At 57.8% G+C, this 20,626-nt stretch carries 24 protein-coding genes, 1 other RNA gene and 1 pseudogene; 11 read left to right on the forward strand and 15 right to left on the reverse strand.

Annotated features, from left to right (window positions below):
* Nucleotides 1–2: 2 nt before the first annotated feature.
* From FN806_RS10180 to FN806_RS10215, 8 genes and pseudogenes are all read right to left on the reverse strand, one after another.
* Nucleotides 3–671, reverse strand: coding sequence for a nitroreductase (locus FN806_RS10180; protein WP_142636711.1), 669 nt, complete (start codon nt 669–671; stop codon nt 3–5).
* 81 nt (nt 672–752) lie between these two features.
* Complete coding sequence (locus tag FN806_RS10185; RefSeq protein WP_142636713.1) at nt 753–1,862, reverse strand: TFIIB-type zinc finger domain-containing protein; 1,110 nt, start codon at nt 1,860–1,862, stop codon at nt 753–755.
* Nucleotides 1,863–1,880: 18 nt separating this feature from the next.
* Nucleotides 1,881–2,372, reverse strand: a complete 492-nt coding sequence (locus tag FN806_RS10190) for a cytochrome b (RefSeq protein ID WP_142636715.1) — start codon at nt 2,370–2,372, stop codon at nt 1,881–1,883.
* A 65-nt stretch (nt 2,373–2,437) separates the two neighbouring features.
* The gene (locus tag FN806_RS10195) at nt 2,438–3,586 is read right to left on the reverse strand and encodes an SPFH domain-containing protein (RefSeq protein ID WP_142636717.1); all 1,149 of its coding nucleotides are present in this window, start codon (nt 3,584–3,586) and stop codon (nt 2,438–2,440) included.
* Between the two features lie 22 nt (nt 3,587–3,608).
* Nucleotides 3,609–4,613 carry a DUF2927 domain-containing protein gene (locus FN806_RS10200; protein WP_246097227.1) on the reverse strand — a complete coding sequence of 335 codons (1,005 nt, stop codon included), beginning with the start codon at nt 4,611–4,613 and terminating at the stop codon, nt 3,609–3,611.
* A complete protein-coding gene (locus tag FN806_RS10205; protein WP_142636719.1) occupies nt 4,582–5,772 on the reverse strand; it encodes a toxic anion resistance protein in 1,191 nt (396 codons plus the stop codon). Before FN806_RS10205 ends, FN806_RS10200 begins: the two co-directional genes overlap by 32 nt.
* A 31-nt stretch (nt 5,773–5,803) precedes the next feature.
* Complete coding sequence (locus tag FN806_RS10210; RefSeq protein WP_142636721.1) at nt 5,804–6,718, reverse strand: 5-bromo-4-chloroindolyl phosphate hydrolysis family protein; 915 nt, start codon at nt 6,716–6,718, stop codon at nt 5,804–5,806.
* Nucleotides 6,719–6,895: 177 nt separating this feature from the next.
* Nucleotides 6,896–7,702, reverse strand: a pseudogene (locus FN806_RS10215) (pseudouridine synthase); the annotation flags it as partial.
* Nucleotides 7,703–7,763: 61 nt separating this feature from the next.
* On the opposite strand from FN806_RS10215, the gene FN806_RS10220 reads away from it, so the two are divergent.
* Nucleotides 7,764–8,219 carry a nucleoside deaminase gene (locus FN806_RS10220; RefSeq protein ID WP_142636724.1) on the forward strand — a complete coding sequence of 152 codons (456 nt, stop codon included), beginning with the start codon at nt 7,764–7,766 and terminating at the stop codon, nt 8,217–8,219.
* A 25-nt stretch (nt 8,220–8,244) separates the two neighbouring features.
* Here FN806_RS10220 and FN806_RS10225 read toward each other — a convergent pair whose 3' ends face one another.
* Both FN806_RS10225 and FN806_RS10230 read right to left on the reverse strand, forming a co-directional pair.
* Nucleotides 8,245–9,222 carry a nuclear transport factor 2 family protein gene (locus tag FN806_RS10225; RefSeq protein WP_142636726.1) on the reverse strand — a complete coding sequence of 326 codons (978 nt, stop codon included), beginning with the start codon at nt 9,220–9,222 and terminating at the stop codon, nt 8,245–8,247.
* Between the two features lie 7 nt (nt 9,223–9,229).
* A complete protein-coding gene (locus tag FN806_RS10230; protein WP_142636728.1) occupies nt 9,230–9,922 on the reverse strand; it encodes a metal-dependent hydrolase in 693 nt (230 codons plus the stop codon).
* A 58-nt stretch (nt 9,923–9,980) separates the two neighbouring features.
* Between FN806_RS10230 and FN806_RS10235 the strand changes: the two genes are divergently transcribed.
* Nucleotides 9,981–10,637, forward strand: coding sequence for a ceramidase domain-containing protein (locus FN806_RS10235; protein ID WP_142636730.1), 657 nt, complete (start codon nt 9,981–9,983; stop codon nt 10,635–10,637).
* On the opposite strand, the gene FN806_RS10240 is transcribed toward FN806_RS10235, so the two are convergent.
* Together FN806_RS10240 and FN806_RS20465 are read right to left on the reverse strand one after the other, a co-directional pair.
* Entirely contained in the window at nt 10,628–11,191 is a 564-nt protein-coding gene (locus FN806_RS10240) for a DUF4202 domain-containing protein (RefSeq protein WP_142636732.1), read from the reverse strand. The genes FN806_RS10235 and FN806_RS10240 overlap by 10 nt on opposite strands.
* 135 nt (nt 11,192–11,326) lie before the next feature.
* Nucleotides 11,327–11,485 (reverse strand): hypothetical protein, encoded by a 159-nt coding sequence (locus FN806_RS20465; protein ID WP_185956681.1) that lies wholly within the window; start codon nt 11,483–11,485, stop codon nt 11,327–11,329.
* Nucleotides 11,486–11,712: 227 nt separating this feature from the next.
* Here FN806_RS20465 and gatC point away from each other — a divergent pair, with 227 nt between their 5' ends.
* The 7 genes from gatC to FN806_RS10275 all read left to right on the forward strand — a co-directional run bounded on the left by gatC (nt 11,713) and on the right by FN806_RS10275 (nt 16,590).
* Nucleotides 11,713–12,000 carry an Asp-tRNA(Asn)/Glu-tRNA(Gln) amidotransferase subunit GatC gene (gene gatC / locus FN806_RS10245; RefSeq protein ID WP_142636734.1) on the forward strand — a complete coding sequence of 96 codons (288 nt, stop codon included), beginning with the start codon at nt 11,713–11,715 and terminating at the stop codon, nt 11,998–12,000.
* 3 nt (nt 12,001–12,003) lie between these two features.
* Entirely contained in the window at nt 12,004–13,491 is a 1,488-nt protein-coding gene (gene gatA, locus FN806_RS10250) for an Asp-tRNA(Asn)/Glu-tRNA(Gln) amidotransferase subunit GatA (protein ID WP_142636736.1), read from the forward strand.
* Between the two features lie 39 nt (nt 13,492–13,530).
* The gene (locus FN806_RS10255) at nt 13,531–14,223 is read left to right on the forward strand and encodes a hypothetical protein (RefSeq protein WP_142636737.1); all 693 of its coding nucleotides are present in this window, start codon (nt 13,531–13,533) and stop codon (nt 14,221–14,223) included.
* Nucleotides 14,162–14,890, forward strand: a complete 729-nt coding sequence (locus tag FN806_RS10260; protein ID WP_425471978.1) for an N-acetylmuramoyl-L-alanine amidase — start codon at nt 14,162–14,164, stop codon at nt 14,888–14,890. The genes FN806_RS10255 and FN806_RS10260 overlap by 62 nt, the downstream gene beginning before the upstream one ends.
* Before the next feature lie 124 nt (nt 14,891–15,014).
* Nucleotides 15,015–15,406: RNase P RNA component class A (gene rnpB / locus FN806_RS10265), an RNA gene on the forward strand.
* A 281-nt stretch (nt 15,407–15,687) separates the two neighbouring features.
* Nucleotides 15,688–15,855 carry a 50S ribosomal protein L33 gene (rpmG, locus tag FN806_RS10270; RefSeq protein WP_007799108.1) on the forward strand — a complete coding sequence of 56 codons (168 nt, stop codon included), beginning with the start codon at nt 15,688–15,690 and terminating at the stop codon, nt 15,853–15,855.
* Between the two features lie 228 nt (nt 15,856–16,083).
* Nucleotides 16,084–16,590 carry a hypothetical protein gene (locus FN806_RS10275; protein WP_185956682.1) on the forward strand — a complete coding sequence of 169 codons (507 nt, stop codon included), beginning with the start codon at nt 16,084–16,086 and terminating at the stop codon, nt 16,588–16,590.
* Nucleotides 16,591–16,756: 166 nt separating this feature from the next.
* Here the strand turns inward: FN806_RS10275 and FN806_RS10280 are convergent, their stop codons facing one another.
* Both FN806_RS10280 and FN806_RS10285 read right to left on the reverse strand, forming a co-directional pair.
* Nucleotides 16,757–17,536: a Bax inhibitor-1/YccA family protein gene (locus tag FN806_RS10280; protein WP_142636741.1), complete on the reverse strand. Its 780-nt coding sequence runs from the start codon at nt 17,534–17,536 to the stop codon at nt 16,757–16,759.
* 181 nt (nt 17,537–17,717) lie between these two features.
* The gene (locus FN806_RS10285; protein WP_142636743.1) at nt 17,718–17,927 is read right to left on the reverse strand and encodes a DUF1127 domain-containing protein; all 210 of its coding nucleotides are present in this window, start codon (nt 17,925–17,927) and stop codon (nt 17,718–17,720) included.
* Nucleotides 17,928–18,052: 125 nt separating this feature from the next.
* Here FN806_RS10285 and FN806_RS10290 point away from each other — a divergent pair, with 125 nt between their 5' ends.
* The gene (locus FN806_RS10290) at nt 18,053–18,934 is read left to right on the forward strand and encodes a LysR family transcriptional regulator (RefSeq protein ID WP_142636745.1); all 882 of its coding nucleotides are present in this window, start codon (nt 18,053–18,055) and stop codon (nt 18,932–18,934) included.
* Nucleotides 18,935–18,941: 7 nt separating this feature from the next.
* Here the strand turns inward: FN806_RS10290 and FN806_RS10295 are convergent, their stop codons facing one another.
* A complete protein-coding gene (locus FN806_RS10295) occupies nt 18,942–19,898 on the reverse strand; it encodes an NADPH:quinone oxidoreductase family protein (protein WP_142636747.1) in 957 nt (318 codons plus the stop codon).
* Nucleotides 19,899–20,237: 339 nt separating this feature from the next.
* On the opposite strand from FN806_RS10295, the gene FN806_RS10300 reads away from it, so the two are divergent.
* Nucleotides 20,238–20,609, forward strand: a complete 372-nt coding sequence (locus FN806_RS10300) for a helix-turn-helix domain-containing protein (RefSeq protein WP_142636749.1) — start codon at nt 20,238–20,240, stop codon at nt 20,607–20,609.
* Nucleotides 20,610–20,626 lie beyond the last annotated feature (17 nt).

Genomic DNA, 20,626 nt, shown 5'->3' on the forward strand with positions numbered 1-20,626 from the left:
GGTCAGTCGACCCACTCGACAAACGCGTCGGGCGCGGCGCGACTGGTTCTAAACCCGTTGGCCGGGTGGTCTTTGTCTGCAAAGCCGAAAGAGATCGCACATAGGATCAGACGGTCATCCGGGATGTTGAAATATCGATGCAGAAAAGGGCCATAGCTGGCCACTGCGGCCTGCGGAATTGTCGCTATGCCCAGAGCCTGCGCCGCCAGGGTGAAGGCCGTAACAAAGCCACCACAATCCATGGCGCCATAAGCGCCGAGTTCCGTTGGGCTGGATATGATTGCACAATGGGGCGCTCCGAAAAGGGCGAAATTCTCCATCATCTGCCGGGTGGACCCGGCGCGATCTCCGCGTTCAACGCCAACGGCTTCGTAAAGGGCCCAGCCGCATTCACGGCGTCGTTCCTGGTAGATGCCCGAATAGGAGGCAGGAAAGGGCAGGTCCGGGGATGGCGTGTCCGCGATTACCTCATCCTGCAGTGCCTTCCGAAGCTTATCGGTCTCTGGCCCGCTGGTGATGGTCACGTTCCAGGGCTGCGCATTGCACCAGCTTGGAACGCGGGCTGCGCTGGTCAGGATCTGATTAATCTGATCCTTTGGCACCGGGTCAGAAAGGAAGGCGCGGCAGGAATGCCGTTGATCCAGTAGATTGTTCAGAGCGGATAGTGTCACACAGGCCTCCCCATCGGCGTTGACAGGGCGCAGGATGATGTCAGACTGGCGGATGTTCAAGGGCTGATGCGGTCGGCAGGGTCACTGTTGACCGGTTGCCACCAGATAGCCAACACCGGCTGCCACCAGCAGGCCAAGGCACACGGCGACCGAGATTTTGAGCGCTGACCAGGGACGTTCACCCTGAACGCGCCCGGTGCGGCCGTTGACCACAAACCTGTAGGTCTGCCCCCGATATTTGTAGGCGGCCATCCAGATCGGTAATAGGACATGCTTGAAGGTCACATCCCGCACATCGGTCTCAACCGCATGAACGCGCTGCCGATCGCCACCAATATCAAAGCGTACATCCCGTTCGATCACGCGGGACATATGCGCGCGCGCTTCGGTGTAGCCGTCATTCAGTTCGACCGTATAGGCCTCGGCCCGAAAACCGGCGAGGTACTCAGGCTGATACGGTTCCAACGCGGGTAAATCCCAGGGTTCCAGCGCGTCGGTGTACTTCTTGGGCAAAGACTGGGATGCCAAAACCAGAACGTCATCAAAGAACCGTGCGACCCGGCCCGATTTCGGGGACCATCTCACCTTGGCGACCCTTTGCTGTACACGCTTGCCATCGCGCATGACACTGCGTGTTTCATAGTAAACTATGCCGCGCTCGCCCCGATATGTGGATTTCGTATCCGCATCGAAGGTCCAGTATGGAACATAGATACCCTGCATCTTGCGCCCTTTGCGGGCATAATCCTTCAACCCGTTTGGGGCGAACCATAACCGTCCCAGCCAGTCTCCCATCGCTTTATGCGCCGTGCGCTCATCCAGCGCAAAGGGCAGCACACCGCGAGGTTTGATATGACGGCTGATGCCGGTATCGGTGACGACCGGGGTTGCGCAAAAGGGGCATTCGGCTGCATGCGTGGCCGGGTCGAATTCAACCTGAGCCGCACAGTTGGGGCAGGTCAGAACACGCGTTTCCTCGATCTCATCGTCAGGCAGCTGATCCGAAAGCGCACTGTTGAAATCCAGCTCTTTCAGGCTGGCACCGCCCCACGGTCCGGCGCCAATCGCCTCGGAGTGACCGCAATGGTCACAGGTGAGCGTACCATCATCGGGATTGAACCGATAATCCGCCCCGCATTGATCGCAGGGAAAGCGGTATTCGTCTACAATGTTAGGGTCGGTAGGGGCCATTGAAGCCTCGAATTTGCGTTATCGGCCAGAGGACAGGCGCATCCGGTTCAGCACCCCGTCCCGTTTGATGAAATGATGCCAGATGGCAAAGGCAGCGTGACCTAATGCGACGAACAACAGGGCATTGCCCACGGTTTCGTGGACCTCACCAGCAACGTGGATACCCCCGAACCAGGCCAACATGCCGAAGATTGGCACCGCGACCATCAGCGCATAAAGCAAGAGATGTCCCAACTTTGCTGCAGTCGCCATCAGGTCCGAGCTCTCCTCAACCGGGGTAGGCGCGCCCTGTCGCCACCGAAGAAGAATGCGGACCAGGATCAGCGCAAAGACGATGCAGCCAAGCCAGACATGAGGGGTGGCCCCTTCTGTCCAGACCGTGTTGCCCTCAAGCCGGGCATGCAGGGCCCGTCCCATGCCATCGCTGCTGATCCATTCGCCGATGATGATCACAGCGATCAGCCAGTGCAACACGATTTGGGGCATTGAGTAGCGGTCCAAAGTAGACATTCGTTTGCTCTTTCAGAGAAGTTGCGGATACGCGTTAAACGTTGCTGCCTAAGCTTTCCGTCACTTCAGGCTCCGGGCGGGGGCGGCGGCAAGATCGTGAACAACTGCGCCAGTTCCTGTACCTCACCCGCCTTTTTCCAGCCGTCCTGACCGGCGGTCCAGACATGGGTGTCTCGTGTGATCTCTCCGTCTGTCGCCATGCGGCCCATCTTGGCCTTGGAAAATGGCCCGCTGGTTTGCCCGTCAACGGCGATATGCCAGACATGTTCCACTGGCGGTGGCGGCGGAGGCGCCGTATGCGCCGCAGGTTGCTGGGCAGCGGGGGCGGAACCGCCCCACGGACCGCTCGGCTGACCCGCTGCCATGTTCGACATCTGCTGTGCCATGGCCATGCCCATTCCCATGCCAAGGCCAGCGCCCATGCCACCGCCCTGACCGGGATTGTTGGCCGCGGCTGTCATCGCCTCAGCGGCTGAATACTGGGTGAATTTACCCAGATCACCAGCCAGCCCCATCGATGTCCGCTTGTCCAGCGCCGCTTCAACTGCGGGTGGCAGTGAGATGTTCTCGATATAAAATTCAGGCATCTCCAGCCCGTACCCGTCCAAGACCGGGGTCACTTCTGCCGCGATCAACTTGCCCAGATCGGCGGTATTGGCGGCCATGTCCAGAACCGGAATGCCTGATCCTGCGATGACCCGGCTGAATTCCTGAACGATGATATTGCGCACCTGAAAGCTGATCTCGTCCATCGTGAACTCACCATCGGTGCCGACGATTTCGATCATGAATTTTGCTGGGTCTTTGACCCGGGTTGTATAAGTACCGAAAGCGCGAATGCGGGTCGGTCCGAATTCCGGATCGCGCAGCATGATCGGATTCTTGGTGCCCCATTTCAGGTCATTGAAGCGAGTCGTGTTGACGAAATAAATCTCGGATTTGAACGGAGACTGAAAGCCATGGTCCCAATGCTGCAGTGTCGTCAGGATCGGCATATTGTTGGTCTCGAGCATATAGAGACCGGGAGTGAAGACATCCGCCAGCTGCCCCTCATGCACGAAAACGGCCGCCTGGCCTTCGCGCACGGTCAGTTTGGCGCCGTATTTGATCGCATGGCCCTCGCGTTCGAACCGCCAGACCATCGTATCGCGGGTGTCGTCGACCCAGTGGATGACGTCGATGAACTCGCCGGACAGAAAATCGAAAATACCCATTTGGGGTCTCCTTATCTTGGGCTCACAGCTGCTGGCCCATCAGTTCGCGCGCAATGATCCGCACCACGGGACGCGCGTCTTCGACAGCCACGCCAGGCTCAAGACGCGGGTCATAGAGCATTGTCAGTAATTTCTCGTCATGGCTGGTCAGCAGCGCAAATTCATCGTCATCATTAAAGATGGATGGTCGCGCAGCGTTGCTGTCATTGGAGAGTCCCAGCCCCTGCGCCATTTCTTCATGGATGCAACTGCGCCGCAGCATATCAGGCAATTCAGCACGGATCAGCACCACCGCCCGAACAAACCGGTGCAGGGACCGGTTGGTCGGAGACGCGATGACAAAACAGTCAATATTTGAACGCGGGTTTGCAACCAGGTCAAGCAATGGCTGATCGATGCCAGGTACAAGCTGTTTCAGGCGGGAGACCACGTATGCACCGTCATCCTTTCCCGCGAAAAAGACATGGAAATTTGCCTTGCGGGTAACGACAGACATCGGATGACCGGTCACTTTGGACAGCCGCGCGGTAAAGGTCTCGACCTGTTCGGCATCCTTTGCCCGCATTTCGGGGGACACAGACGGGGCGAATTCTGTCTGAACACGGATGGGGGCGGACCATCGGCTAAGCTGGCCCTCGGTCGAGTATGTGGTCGCGGTGACGGCGTGATCTGGATACTCGTTGAAAAAGGCAATCGTCTCGAAATTGCGCTCCAGATCGCTGGCATCATAAGGAGTGTCCGGCCCGCCGCCATCGCTGCGCAGCATACCACGCGTCAGCAGGTCACGTTCTACCCGCTGATAGAACCGCGCCAGATCCTGACTGGCCGCAGATGGAGGTACATAGGCATTGAGGGCAGGCGCTGGGGGGGCTACGGGGCGCGGTTGAGGGGCAACCGAAGACGTCAGGGCCTCGTCGCAGTTGGCCAGCGCCAGCAATGCGACCAGACCCAATACGGGCTTCAGATATCCCTGTGACCGCACCTTCAATCCACCATCAGCCCGGAACAGCTGTTCCGGCGTTGTCACCGATACCGTCCTTGCGCGCTTTGGCTGCGGCCAAAGTGTCGCGCAGTTCGGTTTCCATCTTCTGCAGCTCTTGCTCGGCAGCGGCGCGTTTGGCCTTGCCTTCATCCGCAATCTCCAGGCTTTCATTGATGGTTCCGATCAGATCGGCATTGGCCTGTTTTACGGCCTCGATATCAAAGACACCGCGCTCCATTTCCTGACGGATCACCTTGTTCGACTCGCGCAGGTTGGCGGCATTCGCGGTCAGAAGGTCGTTGGTTAGGTCATTCGCATCGCGCACGGCGGCGGCGGCCTCGGCGCTGCGCTGAATGGTGACGGCTTGTGCCAGCTGGGTTTCCCAGAGAGGCACGGTGTTCACCAGGGTCGAGTTGATCTTGGTCACCAGAGATTTGTCATTTTCCTGAACCAGACGGATCGAGGGCAGCGACTGCATGGTGACCTGTCGCGTCAGCTTCAGATCATGCACCCGGCGTTCCAGATCATCGCGCGCAGCACGCAAATCGCGCAGCTCCTGCGCTTTCATCACCTGATCCTCTTCGGGCGCGGCCTGAACCTCGGCCTCTTTCTGAGGAATGTCCTGACTGTCCAGTTCGTTCAGCTTCTCTTCGCCGGCCGCGATGTAAAGCGCCAGCTCATCATAAAAGCCCAGCGTCTTTTCATACAGGATGTCCAGGGACTTGATGTCCTTCAACAGCGTATGTTCATGCGAAAGCAAGTCATCCGTGATCCGGTCGATCTGGCCTTGAACCTGTTCGTATTGGGCGGTGAACTTGGCGAACGGGGCGGCCTTGCCCAACAGTTTTTCCCACCAGCTACGCTCGCGCCGCACGTCGAGTTCGCTGACCGAGAATCCACGGATCGTGGTCACGATATGACGCAGGCTGTCACCTGCCGGACCGACATCCTTGTTGCGTACATCCGCCAGCATCGCCTGGCTGATTTCCTGCAACTCGGCCTGCGCACCCGAGCCGAAGGACACGATGGAATTCGTGTTCCCCATGTCGATCTCGCCCATGCGTTTACGAATTTCAGCACCTACAGGCTCGTCGGCCTCTTTAAGAAGGACAATTTCCGCCGTGGGGTCAGGCAGGGCGACGGCGGTCACTTCCTGTACCAGCGTTTCGGCTTCGACTGCCTTGTTCTTTACTTCCTCGGACATGGGGTAATCCTCTCTGTATACTTCGGGCCGGTCAGTCCAACCGAACGCCTTCGCGCTGCAACCGTTCGCGCAGCACGTCAATTTCAACCGTCAGATCGCTGCGGTCATCCAATAGCATCTTACGGGTCCTGGCAGAGAAATTCTGTTCCAGGTCATCCAGAAGAGACGAGTAATTCTGCAGCGACTGTGCATCACGTGTTCTGGCATAAACATCCGAGAACTTTACCGTCGCGTCACGGGCACCCTGCAGATAGACGGTCAGGTATTTTCTTGCTCCGGCCAGATCGCGCGGGTCTTCTTCGACGGTGCGAAACAAATCGCGGGCAGTTTCCTGAAATCGCTCGACCCGCGCTTCGATCCGGCGGTCCCCAGCACGTTTGATGGCGTCGGTCATTTCGGTCAGATGCACCTCAGCGTCTTCGACTACCCGTGCGACACGGTCCTGCTGAAAGGTATCGATGCCTTCCATGCCTTTGTCTGACACAGGGTCCAGGCCGAAGGAAACGGAATGCAACACAGCAGCGGCGGTGCCGAATAAAACTGGGGCGATGAGGCTGGCGTCAGACACGGTTGCCGCATCGAGAAACTCGGATCGGTATGAGGCCAACCCGGCGCCAAGGCCGGTCAGAACGCTGGAAAATATCTTGCGGGGAATTGCCGGGCGCCGTGCGGTGCGCCGCGCGTTATAGGCCGCTTCGGCCCGCAACCCTTCGCGCAGCAGAAAGGCCGCCCCGGTCAGCAAACCAGCGGCAACAAGTCCAATGGTCATCCCGATTGCACCGTCGTTCAGCGACAGAAACACCAATGGAACAGCCGGGATAAACAGGATATTGGCCCGCGCGCCAGCCGGTTCGACGCGCGCGCCATCAAACTGACCGCGCGCCGGTTGATCTGTCGACGAATCTGAGTCGTGTGGGCTGTATTTGCCGCCAAAGCGTTTGGCCATGTGCTTACAGCCCTCCCAGTAACCCGGTGCAGACGCCGAACAACAGAACCAATAAGGCCACGTAGGCCAGTTTTTGTACTCCGGACCCGGACATGATGCTCCCTGAGTTTCTCTTTGCGGAAAACTTAGGGGATGCGCGGCCCCGGCGCTAGGGGGAAGGTTACCTAACCCTTATCATTTGCGAGATTTCTTGCCGATCGGAGGCCGTTTGCGCTGTGGTCGTGCAGGGCGTTTGGCCGGAGCCTCTGGCTCAGCCTCAAGACCAAGCTGATCACGCATGACCCGGCGGCGAATTTCCTCGACCTCTCCGGGTTTCAGTTTGCCCAACTGAAATGGGCCGTACGAGACGCGCAGCAACCGGTTCACGGCAAAGCCGATATCCTCGACCGCGCGGCGGATTTCGCGGTTTTTACCTTCGCGCAGGCCAATGGTCAGCCAGGCGTTTGCGCCCTGTTGCCGATCGAGTGTTACATCCATCGGTTGGAACCGTTCACCCTCGATCACCAGCCCCTTTCGGAGCGGCGCGAAATCCTCGTCTTTTGGACGCCCGTTTACACGGACGCGGTATCTGCGCAGCCATCCGGTGGCAGGAAGTTCCAGCTTGCGCTTGATGCCGCCATCATTTGTCAGCAACAGCAACCCTTCCGAGTTCAGGTCAAGCCGCCCGACGCTCATGACGCGGGGCATGTCCTCGGGCAACTTGTCGAAGATCGTCGCGCGGCCTTTTTCGTCCTTCGTCGTCGTAACCAGACCGGGTGGCTTGTGGTACAGCCAAAGACGTGACGGTTCCGGCTCGGACACAGGCTTGCCGTCGACGGTGATCTTGTCTTTGGCGGTAACGTTCAGCGCGGGGCTGTCGATGGTCTTGCCGTTCACAACCACACGACCTGCTTCGATCATGCGTTCCGCTTCCCGGCGCGAGGCGACGCCAGCGCGGGCAAGGACTTTGGCGATCCGGTCGCCTGGAGGAGGGGTATTAGTCATTTGCAGCCCATAGCGCATCCCGCCGCCTTGCGAAAGGCAGGTTTCTGATGCAGTCAGAGGCATGGAGTTCAAATCGTACATGGATATCGCGCTTGAGCAGGCGCGCGAAGCCGGTGAACGCGGCGAAGTTCCGGTAGGGGCTGCTATCGTGCTGGGCGACCGGGTTGTCGCCGTGGCAGGCAATCAGACACGCGAGTTGAACGACCCAACCGCACATGCCGAGATACTGGCCCTGCGCGCCGCCTGTGTTGCGACCGGATCGGAACGCCTGATTGACCACGACATCTATGTCACACTGGAACCCTGCGCGATGTGCGCCGCGGCTTTGGCCGCCGCTCGTGTTCGGCGGATCTATTACGGGGCCTCTGATCCCAAATCGGGTGGGGTAGCTCACGGGGCGCGGGTGTTTTCCCATCCACAGTCGCACCATAAACCCGAAGTGTTTGACGGTATTGCCGCCAAGGATTGCGAAGCCCTGCTGCGCGAATTCTTCACCAAAAAGAGGGACAGTAAATAATCTGGGTTGGGACCGGCCTGCGGTGCTAGGGTTTGGCCCAGTCCACGCGATAGACCGTCTGTGGCCCACCGAACCCCTTTAGTTGAGCGGAAATCGGAGCGCTGAACTGTAGCCCGGCGGTCGCGCCCAGCAGCAATCGGGTAACGTCGGTGACAAGAATTTCATTCGCGCCACAAAGGCCAGTCACCCGTGCGGCCTTATTGACCACCGATCCAAAGAAATCCTCGTCCCGCTGAATGACATCGCCGGTATGAATGCCAACCCGAAGACCCAAGGGTATATCCGACTGTAGGGCCGCATTTTCCCTTTGGAATTCGGTCGCCGCTTGGATCGCGTCGTGGACAGAGGAGAAGATCGACATCGTGCCATCCCCAAGTGATTTGACCAGTCGGCCGCCATGGGTGTGAATCAGATTTTCAGCCAGATCGAAATGGCTGGATATGAGCGCGGTCCATTTGTGATCTCCGACCTTACGCGTAATTTCAGAAGAACCCGCGATATCAGTAAACATGACCGATGCCGCGCCCTCTTGTTGATCCTGAATGAATTCCTGCCGAGCTGCCGCGATCAATGCGTTCAGCGCTTCATGCTCGATCCCGATTTTCTCCATGTTCGAAGTCGGGTTGGAGACATGCATCTGGATCATCTTCCAGACACCGTTTTCCAGATGCAATACAAAGGTGAACCTATGGAGTGTGGCTTTGCCGTTTGATGTGAATGCAAGTGTTGCTTCGCAATGGGCCCATCCTATGTCTCCGCATTCAAACGCCTCGAGCGAATGTTCGTCCCAGCTGAAATCCGGAATTTCGCGGGTGTGGTCGGCAAAGCCCTGGCGGAACACCTGTCCGGACCAGCTTTCGCCATCTGCCGACCCCTGATACCGCAGATGTTCAGATGACGAGAGCAGGTTCATCAGCGCGGCGCGATCCTTGAGGCGAACCGCATCATTCCAGCGCCGTATGACAGCGACCAGTTCTGGAGAGGGTGTTACCGCGTTACTCATCAAGCGGCTACAGCTTGATGGCTTGCATCAGCTGCGGTTCGATCACCTCGACACCCGGCAAACCGTCCGCCAGCACCTGCGCGGATTGCTCCAGAATCGGGAAGGTCTTGTAATGGCAGGGAATCACGGTTTTGAAATTGAAATAGCGCTTTGCAGCATAGGCGGCGCCTTTCATGTCCATGGTAAAGTGGCCCCCTGCGGACAGGATACCTATATCGGGTTTATAGTAATCCCCCATCCAGTCCATATCGGCCATGATATCGGTGTCGCCCGAAACATAGAGCATGTGCCCCTCGGATGAGATCATGAAACCGACCTCGCTGCCGCCGGTGCGCAGCCCGTCTGGGGTCGAAAATGTCGAGCTGTGCGAGGCGGGTACCATCGAGACCATAACACCGTTCAGGTTGACCGTGCCGCCTTTGTTGAAGCCGACTGTTTCCAGACCCTCGGCTTCGCTCCAGTACCCCATTAGGTCATACTGACCGACCACGGGGACGTTCAGATGTTTGGCCAATGAGACAACGTCAACAACATGATCGAAATGCGTGTGTGTCAGCAGGATATGTGTCGCGCCTTCCAAAGCAGCGTCATGCTGATCTTCAGGCAAAACGGGGTTGCCGGTCAGCCAAGGGTCGATCAGCAGAACCTGTCCTGCTGTTTCAATGCGAAAGCTGCCATGCCCAAGCCAGATGATATTCATGAAAAGCACTCCCAAATGAACTGTTGGCAGCAGACTAGCATCGGGTATGTAAAATTTCATGGATTGGTTTCGGGAAATTGACAGTTATTGCGAGCGCTTATCGCCTGCCTATTGGGCAGAGCCGATAAATGCGGTTACGAATGCCGCCTTTTTGATTGCGGCTTTCATTATGTGGCGGCGGGTGCGCGGGCCGGGGATGCCATTGGCAAAAATGCTTGTGGTTATCCTGGTCGGCATCGGAATTGGCAGTTATTTGTTTCACACCCATGCACAGGTCTGGTCCGCGTTGGCGGATACAGCACCCATCCTGCTTTTTATCCTGACCTATATTTTTGCAATGAATCGCGACGTCTGGCAGTTGCGGCCGCTTTACGCGTGGATCGGCGCGGCCCTGTTTGTGCCATATGCCGCTTTGACGATTCCGGTGTTCCAACTGATTCCGGGTCTGGGCGGATCGGCCGCCTATGCTCCGGTGCCGCTATTGATCCTGATTTACGCAATCCTGTTGTCGAAACGCCGGCCTGATACCGCCCGCGGGCTGGCGACCGGCGCAGTGATCCTGATCGTGTCGATTACCTTTCGCGCTTTGGACGCACCGATTTGCATGCAGTTCCCGACTGGCACGCATTTTCTGTGGCACATCCTGAACGCCACGATGTTGGGCTGGATGATCGAGGTCTACCGCAGGCACCTAAGCCGTGCGTCTCAGGCCTGAAACGCAGCAGCCAGTTCTGCCGGCAGGTCAAATTCGGCCAGAACCCTGGTGCGTGCATCGGATGACATCTTACGCGCGGTTTTCTCGACAATGCTGAGGATTTTTTCCTGCGAGTGCTTTGCGGCGAAGGGAGCGAAATACCATTTGAGGAACACAAAACAGGCCACATCTTCCAGCGCCTGTACCTCGTTGTCACGTTTGATACCCTGCTTGCGCACCATGCGTCCGGCGTCTTGGATTTCGTTCTCTTCAAATCCGCACTGCTTCATCAAGGTCATGACGGTTTGCGCATGGTGTTCGCCCTGCGCCTTGCGCCAAGCCAGATACCCGGCGCGCCCTTCGGGATATTCACTTCGGGCCAGCTTCCAGCGTTCAACATGTTGCCCGCGTGCGGCGATCTCAAGCGAGTTCGATGCATCGGGAAAAAGCCTGGCCAGTTCAGCGCTCATGCGTTGTCCGTAAAGCAACGCTGCGGGTTGGCCGTTCTCTAAGGTTGGATCTTGGATGTTGGCTGCGTCGATTGCGTCCAGGACTGCCTGTTTTCGCGCGCTCATTCTATGCTCCGTGGGCTTGCCGGAAATCCGGCGGTGTGTTCGGACGCATCGTAGCGAGTCGGCAAATCAAACGCAGCAGTCAAATGCGAAATTCCGGGTCGGAGAGGGGGATCCGACCCGGACGAAGTCGTGGCGTCAGTTACCCAGCTTCGTTTTGTCCTGTGTAACTGGTTCGGAAACCTGATCGGGGAAAGACAGGTCGCGGGTTAGCGAACCCATGGTGGGTCCGAATGCCTGAGCTTGCGTAGCAAGAACAGTAGTGGCCAACACAAATGCGGTCATGAGCGTTTTCATCATCTTACTCCAGTTAGTGGCTGTGCCATGCTGTAAGAAGTGAACGGCGCAGTTCACTTTTTCAAGGCGGATTCTGAACTAATTGGTTTACTTTTGTGCATAGGCGCTATGCATTTTTGTATGGCTAAGCCGCCTCCTTGCATAGAAGGGGCAGAACAACCGCCTGCTACCCTTGCGACCGAGGCATCAGACAGGTAAATGCCCCCTGACGCATATGAGGTTTTCCGATGTCGATTGACCAAAGCACCGCCGCAAAGGTGGCCAAACTGGCCCGGATCAAGGTCGAGGATGACGCGCTGCCTGCGCTGGCATCCGAGTTCAACACCATTCTTGGGTTCATCGAACAGTTGAATGAAGTGGATGTCGACGGTGTCGAGCCGATGGTTTCGGTCGAACCGATGCGCCTGAAGCGCCGCCAGGATGTGGTCACCGACGGCAACCAGCAGGACAAGGTTCTGGCCAATGCCCCCGACGCACGCGAAGGTTTTTTCGCAGTCCCCAAAGTGGTGGAGTAAGACATGAGCGATCTGAACAAACTGGGCCTGGCCGAAGCCCGCGACGCGCTGCGTGCCGGTGATGTCACCTCGGTCGAGCTGACCGAAGCCTGCTTGACCGCCATTGATGCAGCAGATGCGCTGAACGCTTTTGTTCATAAAACCCCCGAGATCGCGATAGAACGTGCCAAGGCAGCGGACGCGCGCATCAAAGCGGGTGATGCGCCGTCGATGTGTGGTCTGCCGATCGGCATCAAGGACCTATTCTGCACCAAGGGCGTGCCCTCGCAGGCAGCCTCAAAGATTCTTGAAGGCTTCAAACCTGAATACGAATCTACCGTTTCGCAGCAACTGGCCGACGCGGGTGCCGTGATGCTGGGCAAGCTGAACATGGACGAGTTTGCCATGGGCAGCAGCAACGAAACTTCGGTCTATGGCAATGCGGTCAGCCCGTGGCGCCGTGGCAATGACGACGCACAGCTGACACCGGGCGGGTCCTCCGGCGGATCGGCTTCGGCGGTGTCAGCTGATCTGTGTCTGGCCGCCACTGGCACCGATACTGGCGGCTCGATCCGTCAACCAGCGGCTTTTGTCGGGATTACTGGCATCAAGCCGACCTATGGCCGGTGTTCGCGCTGGGGCATCGTGGCCTTTGCATCCTCACTGGATCAGGCCGGACCGATGACCAAGAATGTCCGCGACGCGGCGATCATGCTGGAAACCATGTGCGGTCATGACACCAAGGATTCCACCAGCGCCGAGTTGGCCGTCCCGAATTTCGAGGCCATGCTGACCGGCGACATCAAGGGTAAGAAGATCGGTATCCCCAAGGAATACCGGATGGACGGCATGCCCGCCGAGATCGAAAAACTCTGGGCAGATGGCGCGGCGATGCTGAAGGACGCAGGGGCCGAGATCGTCGACATCTCTCTGCCGCATACCAAATACGCGCTGCCCGCCTATTACGTGATTGCGCCTGCCGAGGCGTCCTCGAACCTGGCGCGCTATGATGGTGTCCGCTATGGCCGCCGCGCGCAGATAGGGCAGGGCGACGGCATCACCGAGATGTACGAAAAGACCCGCGCCGAAGGCTTCGGGCACGAGGTGCAGCGCCGGGTGATGGTCGGGACATATGTTCTGTCGGCGGGTTTCTATGACGCCTATTATAACCGCGCCCGCAAGGTCCGTACCCTGATCAAGAAAGATTTCGAGGACGTCTTCGCCGCCGGTGTCGACGCCATCCTGACCCCGGCCACGCCGTCGGCGTCGTTCGGACTGGGCGAAATGACCGAGGCGGATCCGGTTCAGATGTATCTGAACGACGTCTTTACCGTGACGGTCAACCTTGCTGGTTTGCCGGGCATTTCGGTTCCTGCAGGTCTTGATTCTCAGGGTTTGCCGCTTGGTCTGCAGCTGATTGGCCGTCCATGGGACGAAGGCGATTTGCTGAACACGGCCTATGCGCTGGAAAGCGCTGCGGGCTTTGTGGCCAAGCCGGGGAAATGGTGGTAATCCTCTGATCAACAAGACAACGTAGAACGGAGCAGCTGGATGCGCTTTTCGATTCTGATCCCCGCAATCGGGTTGATGGCCGCCTGTAACACGGTGGCCCCGGTTCAGGGTACAGGGTTCAACACCCCGACTTATCAGGCGCAAAGAGAAGCTGAGCTGGCAGGGCAGGGCGGCACCGGAAGCCCTCTGCCGGAACCCTATGAGGTCTCGCAACAACCTCTGGGGTCGCCCACATCGGGCGCGGATGGTGCTGACCTGGCCACGGCCACTGCTGCAGCGCTTGCAAGCACCTCGACGCAGGCGACCGCCGCTTCAGCATCGGTGCGGACTGCGAGCAACAGCGGCATCTCTGACGAACAGGATTTTGCTGCGGTTTCTGAACGTCGCAGTATCGAAACCGATGCTGCTCGAATCGAACAGAACAGCCAAACCTATGAGGTTGTCGCCCCAACCGCGGTTCCGCAACGCGGAGCGGATGGTCAGCCAAACATCGTCCAATACGCGCTGAGCACATCCAATCCGGTCGGTGCCCAGCTCTACAGCCGTGCGGGGTTCAACCTGCAGGCCAAGGCACAGCGGAATTGCGCGAAATTCCCATCGGCGGACCAGGCGCAGATCGAGTTCCTGTCAAATGGCGGTCCCCAGAAGGACCGCAAGGGGCTTGACCCTGATGGCGACGGATATGCTTGCGGCTGGGATCCCAGCCCGTTCCGCAGTGCCGTCAACAACTGATCCTCAGCCCATCTGGCACCCATCCCCCAATTTCGGAGATCGCCGGGATGGGCTGACGCCGTCTTTGGTGGTTCTCCACTACACAGCAATGGACAGCGCGCAGGCTGCGCTGGATCGCTTGTGTGACCCGGCCTTCGAAGTGTCTGCGCATTACCTGATCGGTTCCGATGGCACGCTTTGGCAAATGGTGCGCGAAGAGGACCGGGCCTGGCACGCCGGAGCAGGGGAGTGGCGCGGTCGAACCGATATCAATTCGCGTTCCATCGGGATCGAACTGGACAACCTTGGCACCTATCCTTTTCCCGAACCTCAGATGACCACGCTTGAGTGGCTTCTGGCCCGTATCATGGCCCGATGGGCGATTGCACCGGACGGGGTTATCGGCCATTCCGACATGGCTCCGGGGCGCAAGGTCGACCCCGGCCCGCGCTTTCCCTGGCAACGGCTCGAACATCTCAATCTTGCTGGCCAACGTGGCCAGGATGACGGCCCGCAAGAGCCCTCGATGCCGCTGTTCCGTGCGTTGGCGCAACAGATGGGCTTTCCGCCCGAAACGGACGACGACACGCTGCTTGCCACCGTGCGTCTCAGATACCGCCCTTGGGCCGAAGGCCCGTTGGAACCTGCGGATTTCACCCCGCTCGGCCATGCGGCGCTCTGGACCTGATCCGCTTTTCATCTGGCCAAAAAATATCTCGGGGCTGAATTGACCTCAGGCCAAGAACGGGTTGCCCCTTAACGCCCTATCGGCCCTTGACGCGGCCTGACACTGCGCATACCCACGTCTCCGCGCGGAGGGCCGGATGGCTGCTGGGGCGTAAGCCCGAGAGGAAAGTCCGGACTCCACAAGACAACGGTGCCGGGTAACGCCCGGGCGGGGCAACCCGACGGAAAGCGCCACAGAAATCAGACCGCCATGCGCGCATGGTAAGGGTGAAACGGTGGGGTAAGAGCCCACCGCGCCCCTGGCAACAGGGGTGGCACGGCAAGCCCCACCGGGAGCAATGCCAAATAGGGTCCCCACGCGGGCAGGTCGGCGTCCGCCGATACCGCCGCTAAGTGCGTCTTGGCCGAGAGGGACCGGGTTGGCAGCTTGAGCCGTGCAGCAATGCACGGCCTAGAGGAATGGTCATCGAAGGGGGCAACCCTGGAACAAGATCCGGCTTACAGGCCCTCCGCGCGTTAATATTGCTAAGACGAATCGCGTTGTTCCACAGGTGGGTCACGGCTGGAGTCATCCTTTGATACAGGTCTTGCTGTGGCTGCTGAGCTGGCATCCCTTGTGGCCGAAATGGCCGCGTTAAGGTCTGCGATAAGCTGGGTGCAGGGACGATCTTGTGTTTTGATGAAATCTGCGCCGATCTACCCGAATTCAGGTTGACTCGGCTGCATGACCGGGTAAAAGCGCACGCTCATAGGAATTCAACCGAAAGGCCCCTGCCTTTTCGGACGCAGGAGATAACCATGGCGAAGCCGACGACAATCAAGATCCGTCTGAACTCGACCGCGGGCACGGGCCACTTCTATGTGACCAAAAAGAACGCGCGCACCATGACCGAGAAAATGACCGTTCGTAAATACGACCCGGTCGTTCGGAAGCATGTCGAGTACAAGGAAGGCAAGATCAAGTAATCTGCCGTCCTGCTTGGACAGAATGACAAGGGTCCTGTTTCGACAGGGCCTTTTTCGTTTGCGCGACGATGTTTCATACCTGAATCTATCGGCTCAAGGCAGCCGGAGCGCGCTTGGAGGCCGTTGCAGCTAAGCATCAGCAGCCGAGGCATTCGTTTGCCCGCTGGGTTGCTTTTTGGAATGTATTGCAACTACGCTTGAGCTAACCGTTCCAAAATGTTGGCCGTCATGAAAAAAATCTTGTTATCCACAGCAACTATTCTGGCTCTCGCAGCCTGTGAAGACCCCTATAACCGCGAGGGTGTTGGCTTTACGGGCATTGATGGTGAGCCGCGGAGCATCAGCGAAGTGCCGGGTGCGGCGGCGTTTGTTCCAGAGTCCACCAATGTTCCGGCAGAGTTGGCAGAGCTGCCCCCGGTCCGAGTTTCAACGGACGAGACCGATCCGGGTAAAATTGCACGTGTTGCAATAGAAAATGGCGCGCGCAGCGATACCAGCGCAGTAGTCGTTTCTGGCTCAGATACAAACCTGTTCCTGAGCACTGTTGAAGTGAACGGAACGCTTTTCGGCGTCGTGCGTACCGAAAATAGCCGCACCAGGGTTCCGAATACGATTGGTGCAAACTTTGGTACTGGCGCCGAACAATTCACTGGCTGCTTGCCTGTCGGCGACGTTTATCGCAAAGGTTCAGAAAAGCGCAGTTCCGGATTTGCTGTTCAGTTGAACTGCAGCTAAAGTTCCGTTCGCTTTCAATTCCAAGGCCTCGTCATCAGGACGGGGCCTTTCTTTTTGGGAGCACGTGGCGAGGAGCTGACCGCAGGGCGACCTGCTGCAGGCCGCAAAAGAAAAGGGCGGGTCGTTTCGGACCCGCCCTGTTTATTTGCTGCTGTAATGCGGTGTGCTACTCTTGTTGCCCCATGAACATCAGCAAGAACTGGAACATGTTCAGGAACGAGATATAGAGGCTCAGCGCGCCGTCTATAGCCGCTTTGTTCAGCCATTCCTGGTCACCATGTGTTGCATGCGCAACGTAGGTGTTTTTGATGTCCTGTGTGTAGAACGCCGTCAGGCCAGCAAAGATAATCACTCCGATTGCCGAGATCGCGAACATCATCGCAGGCGATTGCAGGAACATATTTATGACCATCGCCACCAGCAGGCCGATCACACCCATAATCAGGAATGTGCCCATGCCGCTTAGATTGCGCTTGGTGGTGTAGCCAAACAGGCTCAGACCAGCAAAGGCAATCGAGGTCACAATGAACGTCTGCGCGATCGAGTAAGGAGTGTAGATCATGAACACCGAGCTCATCGAAACGCCCATAACGGCCGCGAATACGAAGAAACCCAGTTGCACCGCCGCAGCCGACCCGCGCCGCATCAGCGCGCCCCAGCCAAAGATCAGGAATGCCAGCGGTGAGAACATCACTATCCATTTCAGCGGCGACAGGAACAGGGTGCCGCCCAGGCTGGTCAGATAACGATCAGCGCCGATCTGAGCAACTGCGTTGCTTGGATCTGAGGTCACGGCAAGACCAGCAATAGCCCAGGCCGCGAGTGCCGTAATCAGCATGCCCACGGACATTGTGCCGTAGACTTTGTTCATATGGGCGCGCAGGCCCTCGTCAATCTGGGCAGCGCGCGTACCGGTCGCCGTCCGGATCGTGTCAAATTGTGCCATTAAAAGGTCTCCCTCCACATATTCTTTTTGCGTCCCGATGTCAGGCCGCGCTCCTCGCAAATATCGTCAAGTGCGGGCTGTGTTTCAAGGGTTTAACGTGGGAAACAGGCTAAAACACGCAACAAAAATGGCGGCTTCGAGGTGTCAGCCGCCATTCAGTGGTAAAAGTAGTGGATTAGGTTCATTTTTGCCAGAATTCCGGAGCATCCCATATGCGGCGTTTTGCTTCGGCTTCGGCTTCTTCACGGGTAATGCCGATATCGAGAAGGGCGCGGTCGTCCAATCTGGCGAGCTGACAGCGTTGGCGCCGTAGCGATAGCGCATCCAGAACAGAAGTGAGCTTAAAGCGCTGCCGTGGCTTGCAATATGTTGAAGCTGTGATTTGCGTCATAGCCTTGTCCTTTCGGTTTTGCTGATGTGTTGTGCCTATTGCATCAACTTCCTTGATTTATATGGAGGGCTGTGACACATTTTGAAAATGAATATTATTGAACACATCCATAAGGAATCGTGAAGATGCGAAATCTGGACATCACCACTCTCCGCTCCTTTGTGGCAGTTGCCGATCAGGGTGGCGTGACGCGGGCAGCCGGTTTCCTGCACCTGACACAATCTGCCGTATCGATGCAGCTAAAGCGGTTGGAGGAGCTTTTAGGTCTGGAGCTGCTGGACCGAAGTGGCAGAACCATCGCGCTGACAGCGTCGGGAGAACAGCTTTTGGCCTATGCCAGACGCATGATCTCGTTGAATGACGAGGTGATGTCCAAGCTGACGGATCAGGCCTATGAGGGCGAGGTCGTTCTTGGTGTGCCGCATGATATCGTCTATCCGGCGATTCCCCGGGTGCTGCAGCGATTCAACGCGGATTTCCCACGCGTCCGTGTGCAGCTTATCTCCTCCTATTCGCTGCAACTGAAGGATATGTTTAAGCGCGGAGACTGCGATTTGATCCTAACGACCGAGGCGACAGTGGGGCAGGGGGCCGAGACGATTGCCGAGCTTCCTTTGCGCTGGATTGGTGCGCCGGGCGGGTCTGCCTGGCGAAAACGCCCCATTCCGCTAGCGCTTGGGCGTCGGTGTCTGTTCAGGCCGCAGGTCATTGCTGCGCTGGATGCGGCTGGAATTCCCTGGGAGCTTTCGGTGGAAACCGAAAACGACCGTACTATCGAGGCAACGGTCAGCGCCGATTTGGCGGTTCATGCCATGCTCGAAGGGACAGAGGCCGCACATCTTGCCCAGATCGATTCGGGTGGCGTCCTGCCCGAGCTTCCTGCGCATATGATAAATCTGTATGGCGGCGAAACTGGCCGCGGGGCCGTGGTTGAGGCGTTGGCGACGCTGGTGCGCCAGAACTTTCGTTTGCTTGGGGGGGTGCCGCTCAAAGCCGTTGTCGGTTGATCATCCCTTAAGGGGTTATGACAACTTTCCCGGTGGCGGTCCTGTCGCGCAGCATGGCCAGTCCGCGTTCGGCTTCGGACAGGGGCAGGACATGGCTGATATGCGGTTTGATGCGGCCCTCGCTATGCCAGCGAAACAGCGTTTCAAAGCTGTCCGTCACAATCTGAGGTCGAAACTTCAAGTAGCCGCCGATGTAGAGCCCGATGACTGTCAGGTTCTTGACCAGTAGGTGGTTGGCCGGAATTTGCGGCACCTCACCGCCCGCAAAGCCAATGGGCAGGATGCGACCTTCGGGGTTGGTCGCGCGAAAGGCGGCTTTAAACACATCGCCACCGATCGCGTCATATACGACATCCGCGCCTCCCAATGCCTGGACACGGGCGCGGAGATCTTCGGATGCGTCGATCAGATGATCGGCCCCGGCCTTCTGTGCCACCTTGAGTTTCTCACTGCCGCGCGCCTGCGCAATAACCGTGGCGCCCATAAGCTTGCCGATCTCTACCGCCGTCAGGCCGACGCCACCTGCCGCACCGGTCACCAAAAGGGTTTCGCCGGGCCTGAGCCGCGCACGATGATCCAAGGCAATATGACTGGTGCCATATGTGATCTGAATTGCGGCGGCGTCTTCAAAGCTCATAGAGTCAGGGATTGCGATTGCACGATCGGCGTCGAACACTCCGAATTCAGCGAGGCCACCCTGGCCGGAATAGACAGCGACACGGTCACCCGGGTTCAGGTGGCGTACATTGTTTCCAATTTCGCGAACAATCCCTGCGACTTCCATGCCCAAGGAAAAGGGCGCCACCGGGGTGTCCTGATACGTCCCCTTCTGCATAAGGAGATCCGCAAAATTCAAACCGCAGGCTTTGATTTGAATGCAGACCTGGCTGTCGCCGGGTTCTGGCAGGTCAATATTGCAAAGCTGGGCCTTGGCCCCGTTGGTCTGGATATGAAACGCCAGCATGATTTGGCTCCGTCTTTTCGGGCATAGGTCAGTGCTGTCGTGGTCTTGTCAATCTGTTACCCTGCTGAAGACCCCGTTAATCCGGTGTTGATCAGGTGATTGTTTTCAGATCGGAATCAACGTGTGCGCGGTATTCACAACACAACTATAAACCATTGTTTGTGGAATCAGATTCAACCTTCTTGAAAAAAGCGCCAAAAAACGTAATAGTGCGCTATGGTGCTGATTTGGGGGGCATGTTCCAAATTAGGGAGTGGTTAAGTCGGGCTCGCTAATGTTGCGGTAACAAAGCATGTTGCGAACCCGTTTCAGTTGTGTGTGTAAGGGAGGATAGTACCAATGACCCATCACGTCGATGTCCATGTGGGCAAACGCGTCAGGCATCGCCGCTGGCTGATTGGCATGACCCAACAGCAGTTGGCACAGCAAGTTGGTATCAAGTTTCAGCAAATCCAGAAATATGAAACCGGTGCCAATCGAATCAGCGCGTCTCGTCTTTGGGACATTGCCGAGGCATTGGATGTTCCGGTCAGTTTCTTCTTTGAAGGCCTGGAAGAGGTCGAGAAAGGAAGCTCGGATAAGAAATCGGTTCCTGCAGACCTTATGGGCGACAAAGAAGCCCTGGATCTCGTCCGCTCTTACTATGCCATACCGGAAAACCAGCGTCGCCGCCTGTTCGAGCTTGCGCGCGTTCTGAGTGATGTTGCCTGATTTCACGGGTTGACTCT

The organism is Ruegeria faecimaris (genome assembly GCF_900182615.1).
In the GTDB taxonomy this organism is placed as follows: Bacteria; Pseudomonadota; Alphaproteobacteria; order Rhodobacterales; family Rhodobacteraceae; genus Ruegeria; species Ruegeria faecimaris.

Bases quoted from the DNA above. Each gene is read 5' to 3' on its own strand.
- FN806_RS10185 (WP_142636713.1), bottom strand. From the start codon at position 1,862: ATGGCCCCTACCGACCCTAACATTGTAGACGAATACCGCTTTCCCTGC.
- FN806_RS10190 (WP_142636715.1), bottom strand. From the start codon at position 2,372: ATGTCTACTTTGGACCGCTACTCAATGCCCCAAATCGTGTTGCACTGG.
- FN806_RS10195 (WP_142636717.1), bottom strand. From the start codon at position 3,586: ATGGGTATTTTCGATTTTCTGTCCGGCGAGTTCATCGACGTCATCCAC.
- FN806_RS10205 (WP_142636719.1), bottom strand. From the start codon at position 5,772: ATGTCCGAGGAAGTAAAGAACAAGGCAGTCGAAGCCGAAACGCTGGTA.
- FN806_RS10210 (WP_142636721.1), bottom strand. From the start codon at position 6,718: ATGGCCAAACGCTTTGGCGGCAAATACAGCCCACACGACTCAGATTCG.
- FN806_RS10220 (WP_142636724.1), top strand. From the start codon at position 7,764: ATGGAGTTCAAATCGTACATGGATATCGCGCTTGAGCAGGCGCGCGAA.
- FN806_RS10225 (WP_142636726.1), bottom strand. From the start codon at position 9,222: ATGAGTAACGCGGTAACACCCTCTCCAGAACTGGTCGCTGTCATACGG.
- FN806_RS10230 (WP_142636728.1), bottom strand. From the start codon at position 9,922: ATGAATATCATCTGGCTTGGGCATGGCAGCTTTCGCATTGAAACAGCA.
- FN806_RS10235 (WP_142636730.1), top strand. From the start codon at position 9,981: ATGGATTGGTTTCGGGAAATTGACAGTTATTGCGAGCGCTTATCGCCT.
- FN806_RS10240 (WP_142636732.1), bottom strand. From the start codon at position 11,191: ATGAGCGCGCGAAAACAGGCAGTCCTGGACGCAATCGACGCAGCCAAC.
- FN806_RS20465 (WP_185956681.1), bottom strand. From the start codon at position 11,485: ATGAAAACGCTCATGACCGCATTTGTGTTGGCCACTACTGTTCTTGCT.
- gatC (WP_142636734.1), top strand. From the start codon at position 11,713: ATGTCGATTGACCAAAGCACCGCCGCAAAGGTGGCCAAACTGGCCCGG.
- gatA (WP_142636736.1), top strand. From the start codon at position 12,004: ATGAGCGATCTGAACAAACTGGGCCTGGCCGAAGCCCGCGACGCGCTG.
- FN806_RS10255 (WP_142636737.1), top strand. From the start codon at position 13,531: ATGCGCTTTTCGATTCTGATCCCCGCAATCGGGTTGATGGCCGCCTGT.
- FN806_RS10260 (WP_425471978.1), top strand. From the start codon at position 14,162: ATGGCGACGGATATGCTTGCGGCTGGGATCCCAGCCCGTTCCGCAGTG.
- rpmG (WP_007799108.1), top strand. From the start codon at position 15,688: ATGGCGAAGCCGACGACAATCAAGATCCGTCTGAACTCGACCGCGGGC.
- FN806_RS10275 (WP_185956682.1), top strand. From the start codon at position 16,084: ATGAAAAAAATCTTGTTATCCACAGCAACTATTCTGGCTCTCGCAGCC.
- FN806_RS10280 (WP_142636741.1), bottom strand. From the start codon at position 17,536: ATGGCACAATTTGACACGATCCGGACGGCGACCGGTACGCGCGCTGCC.
- FN806_RS10285 (WP_142636743.1), bottom strand. From the start codon at position 17,927: ATGACGCAAATCACAGCTTCAACATATTGCAAGCCACGGCAGCGCTTT.
- FN806_RS10290 (WP_142636745.1), top strand. From the start codon at position 18,053: ATGCGAAATCTGGACATCACCACTCTCCGCTCCTTTGTGGCAGTTGCC.
- FN806_RS10295 (WP_142636747.1), bottom strand. From the start codon at position 19,898: ATGCTGGCGTTTCATATCCAGACCAACGGGGCCAAGGCCCAGCTTTGC.
- FN806_RS10300 (WP_142636749.1), top strand. From the start codon at position 20,238: ATGACCCATCACGTCGATGTCCATGTGGGCAAACGCGTCAGGCATCGC.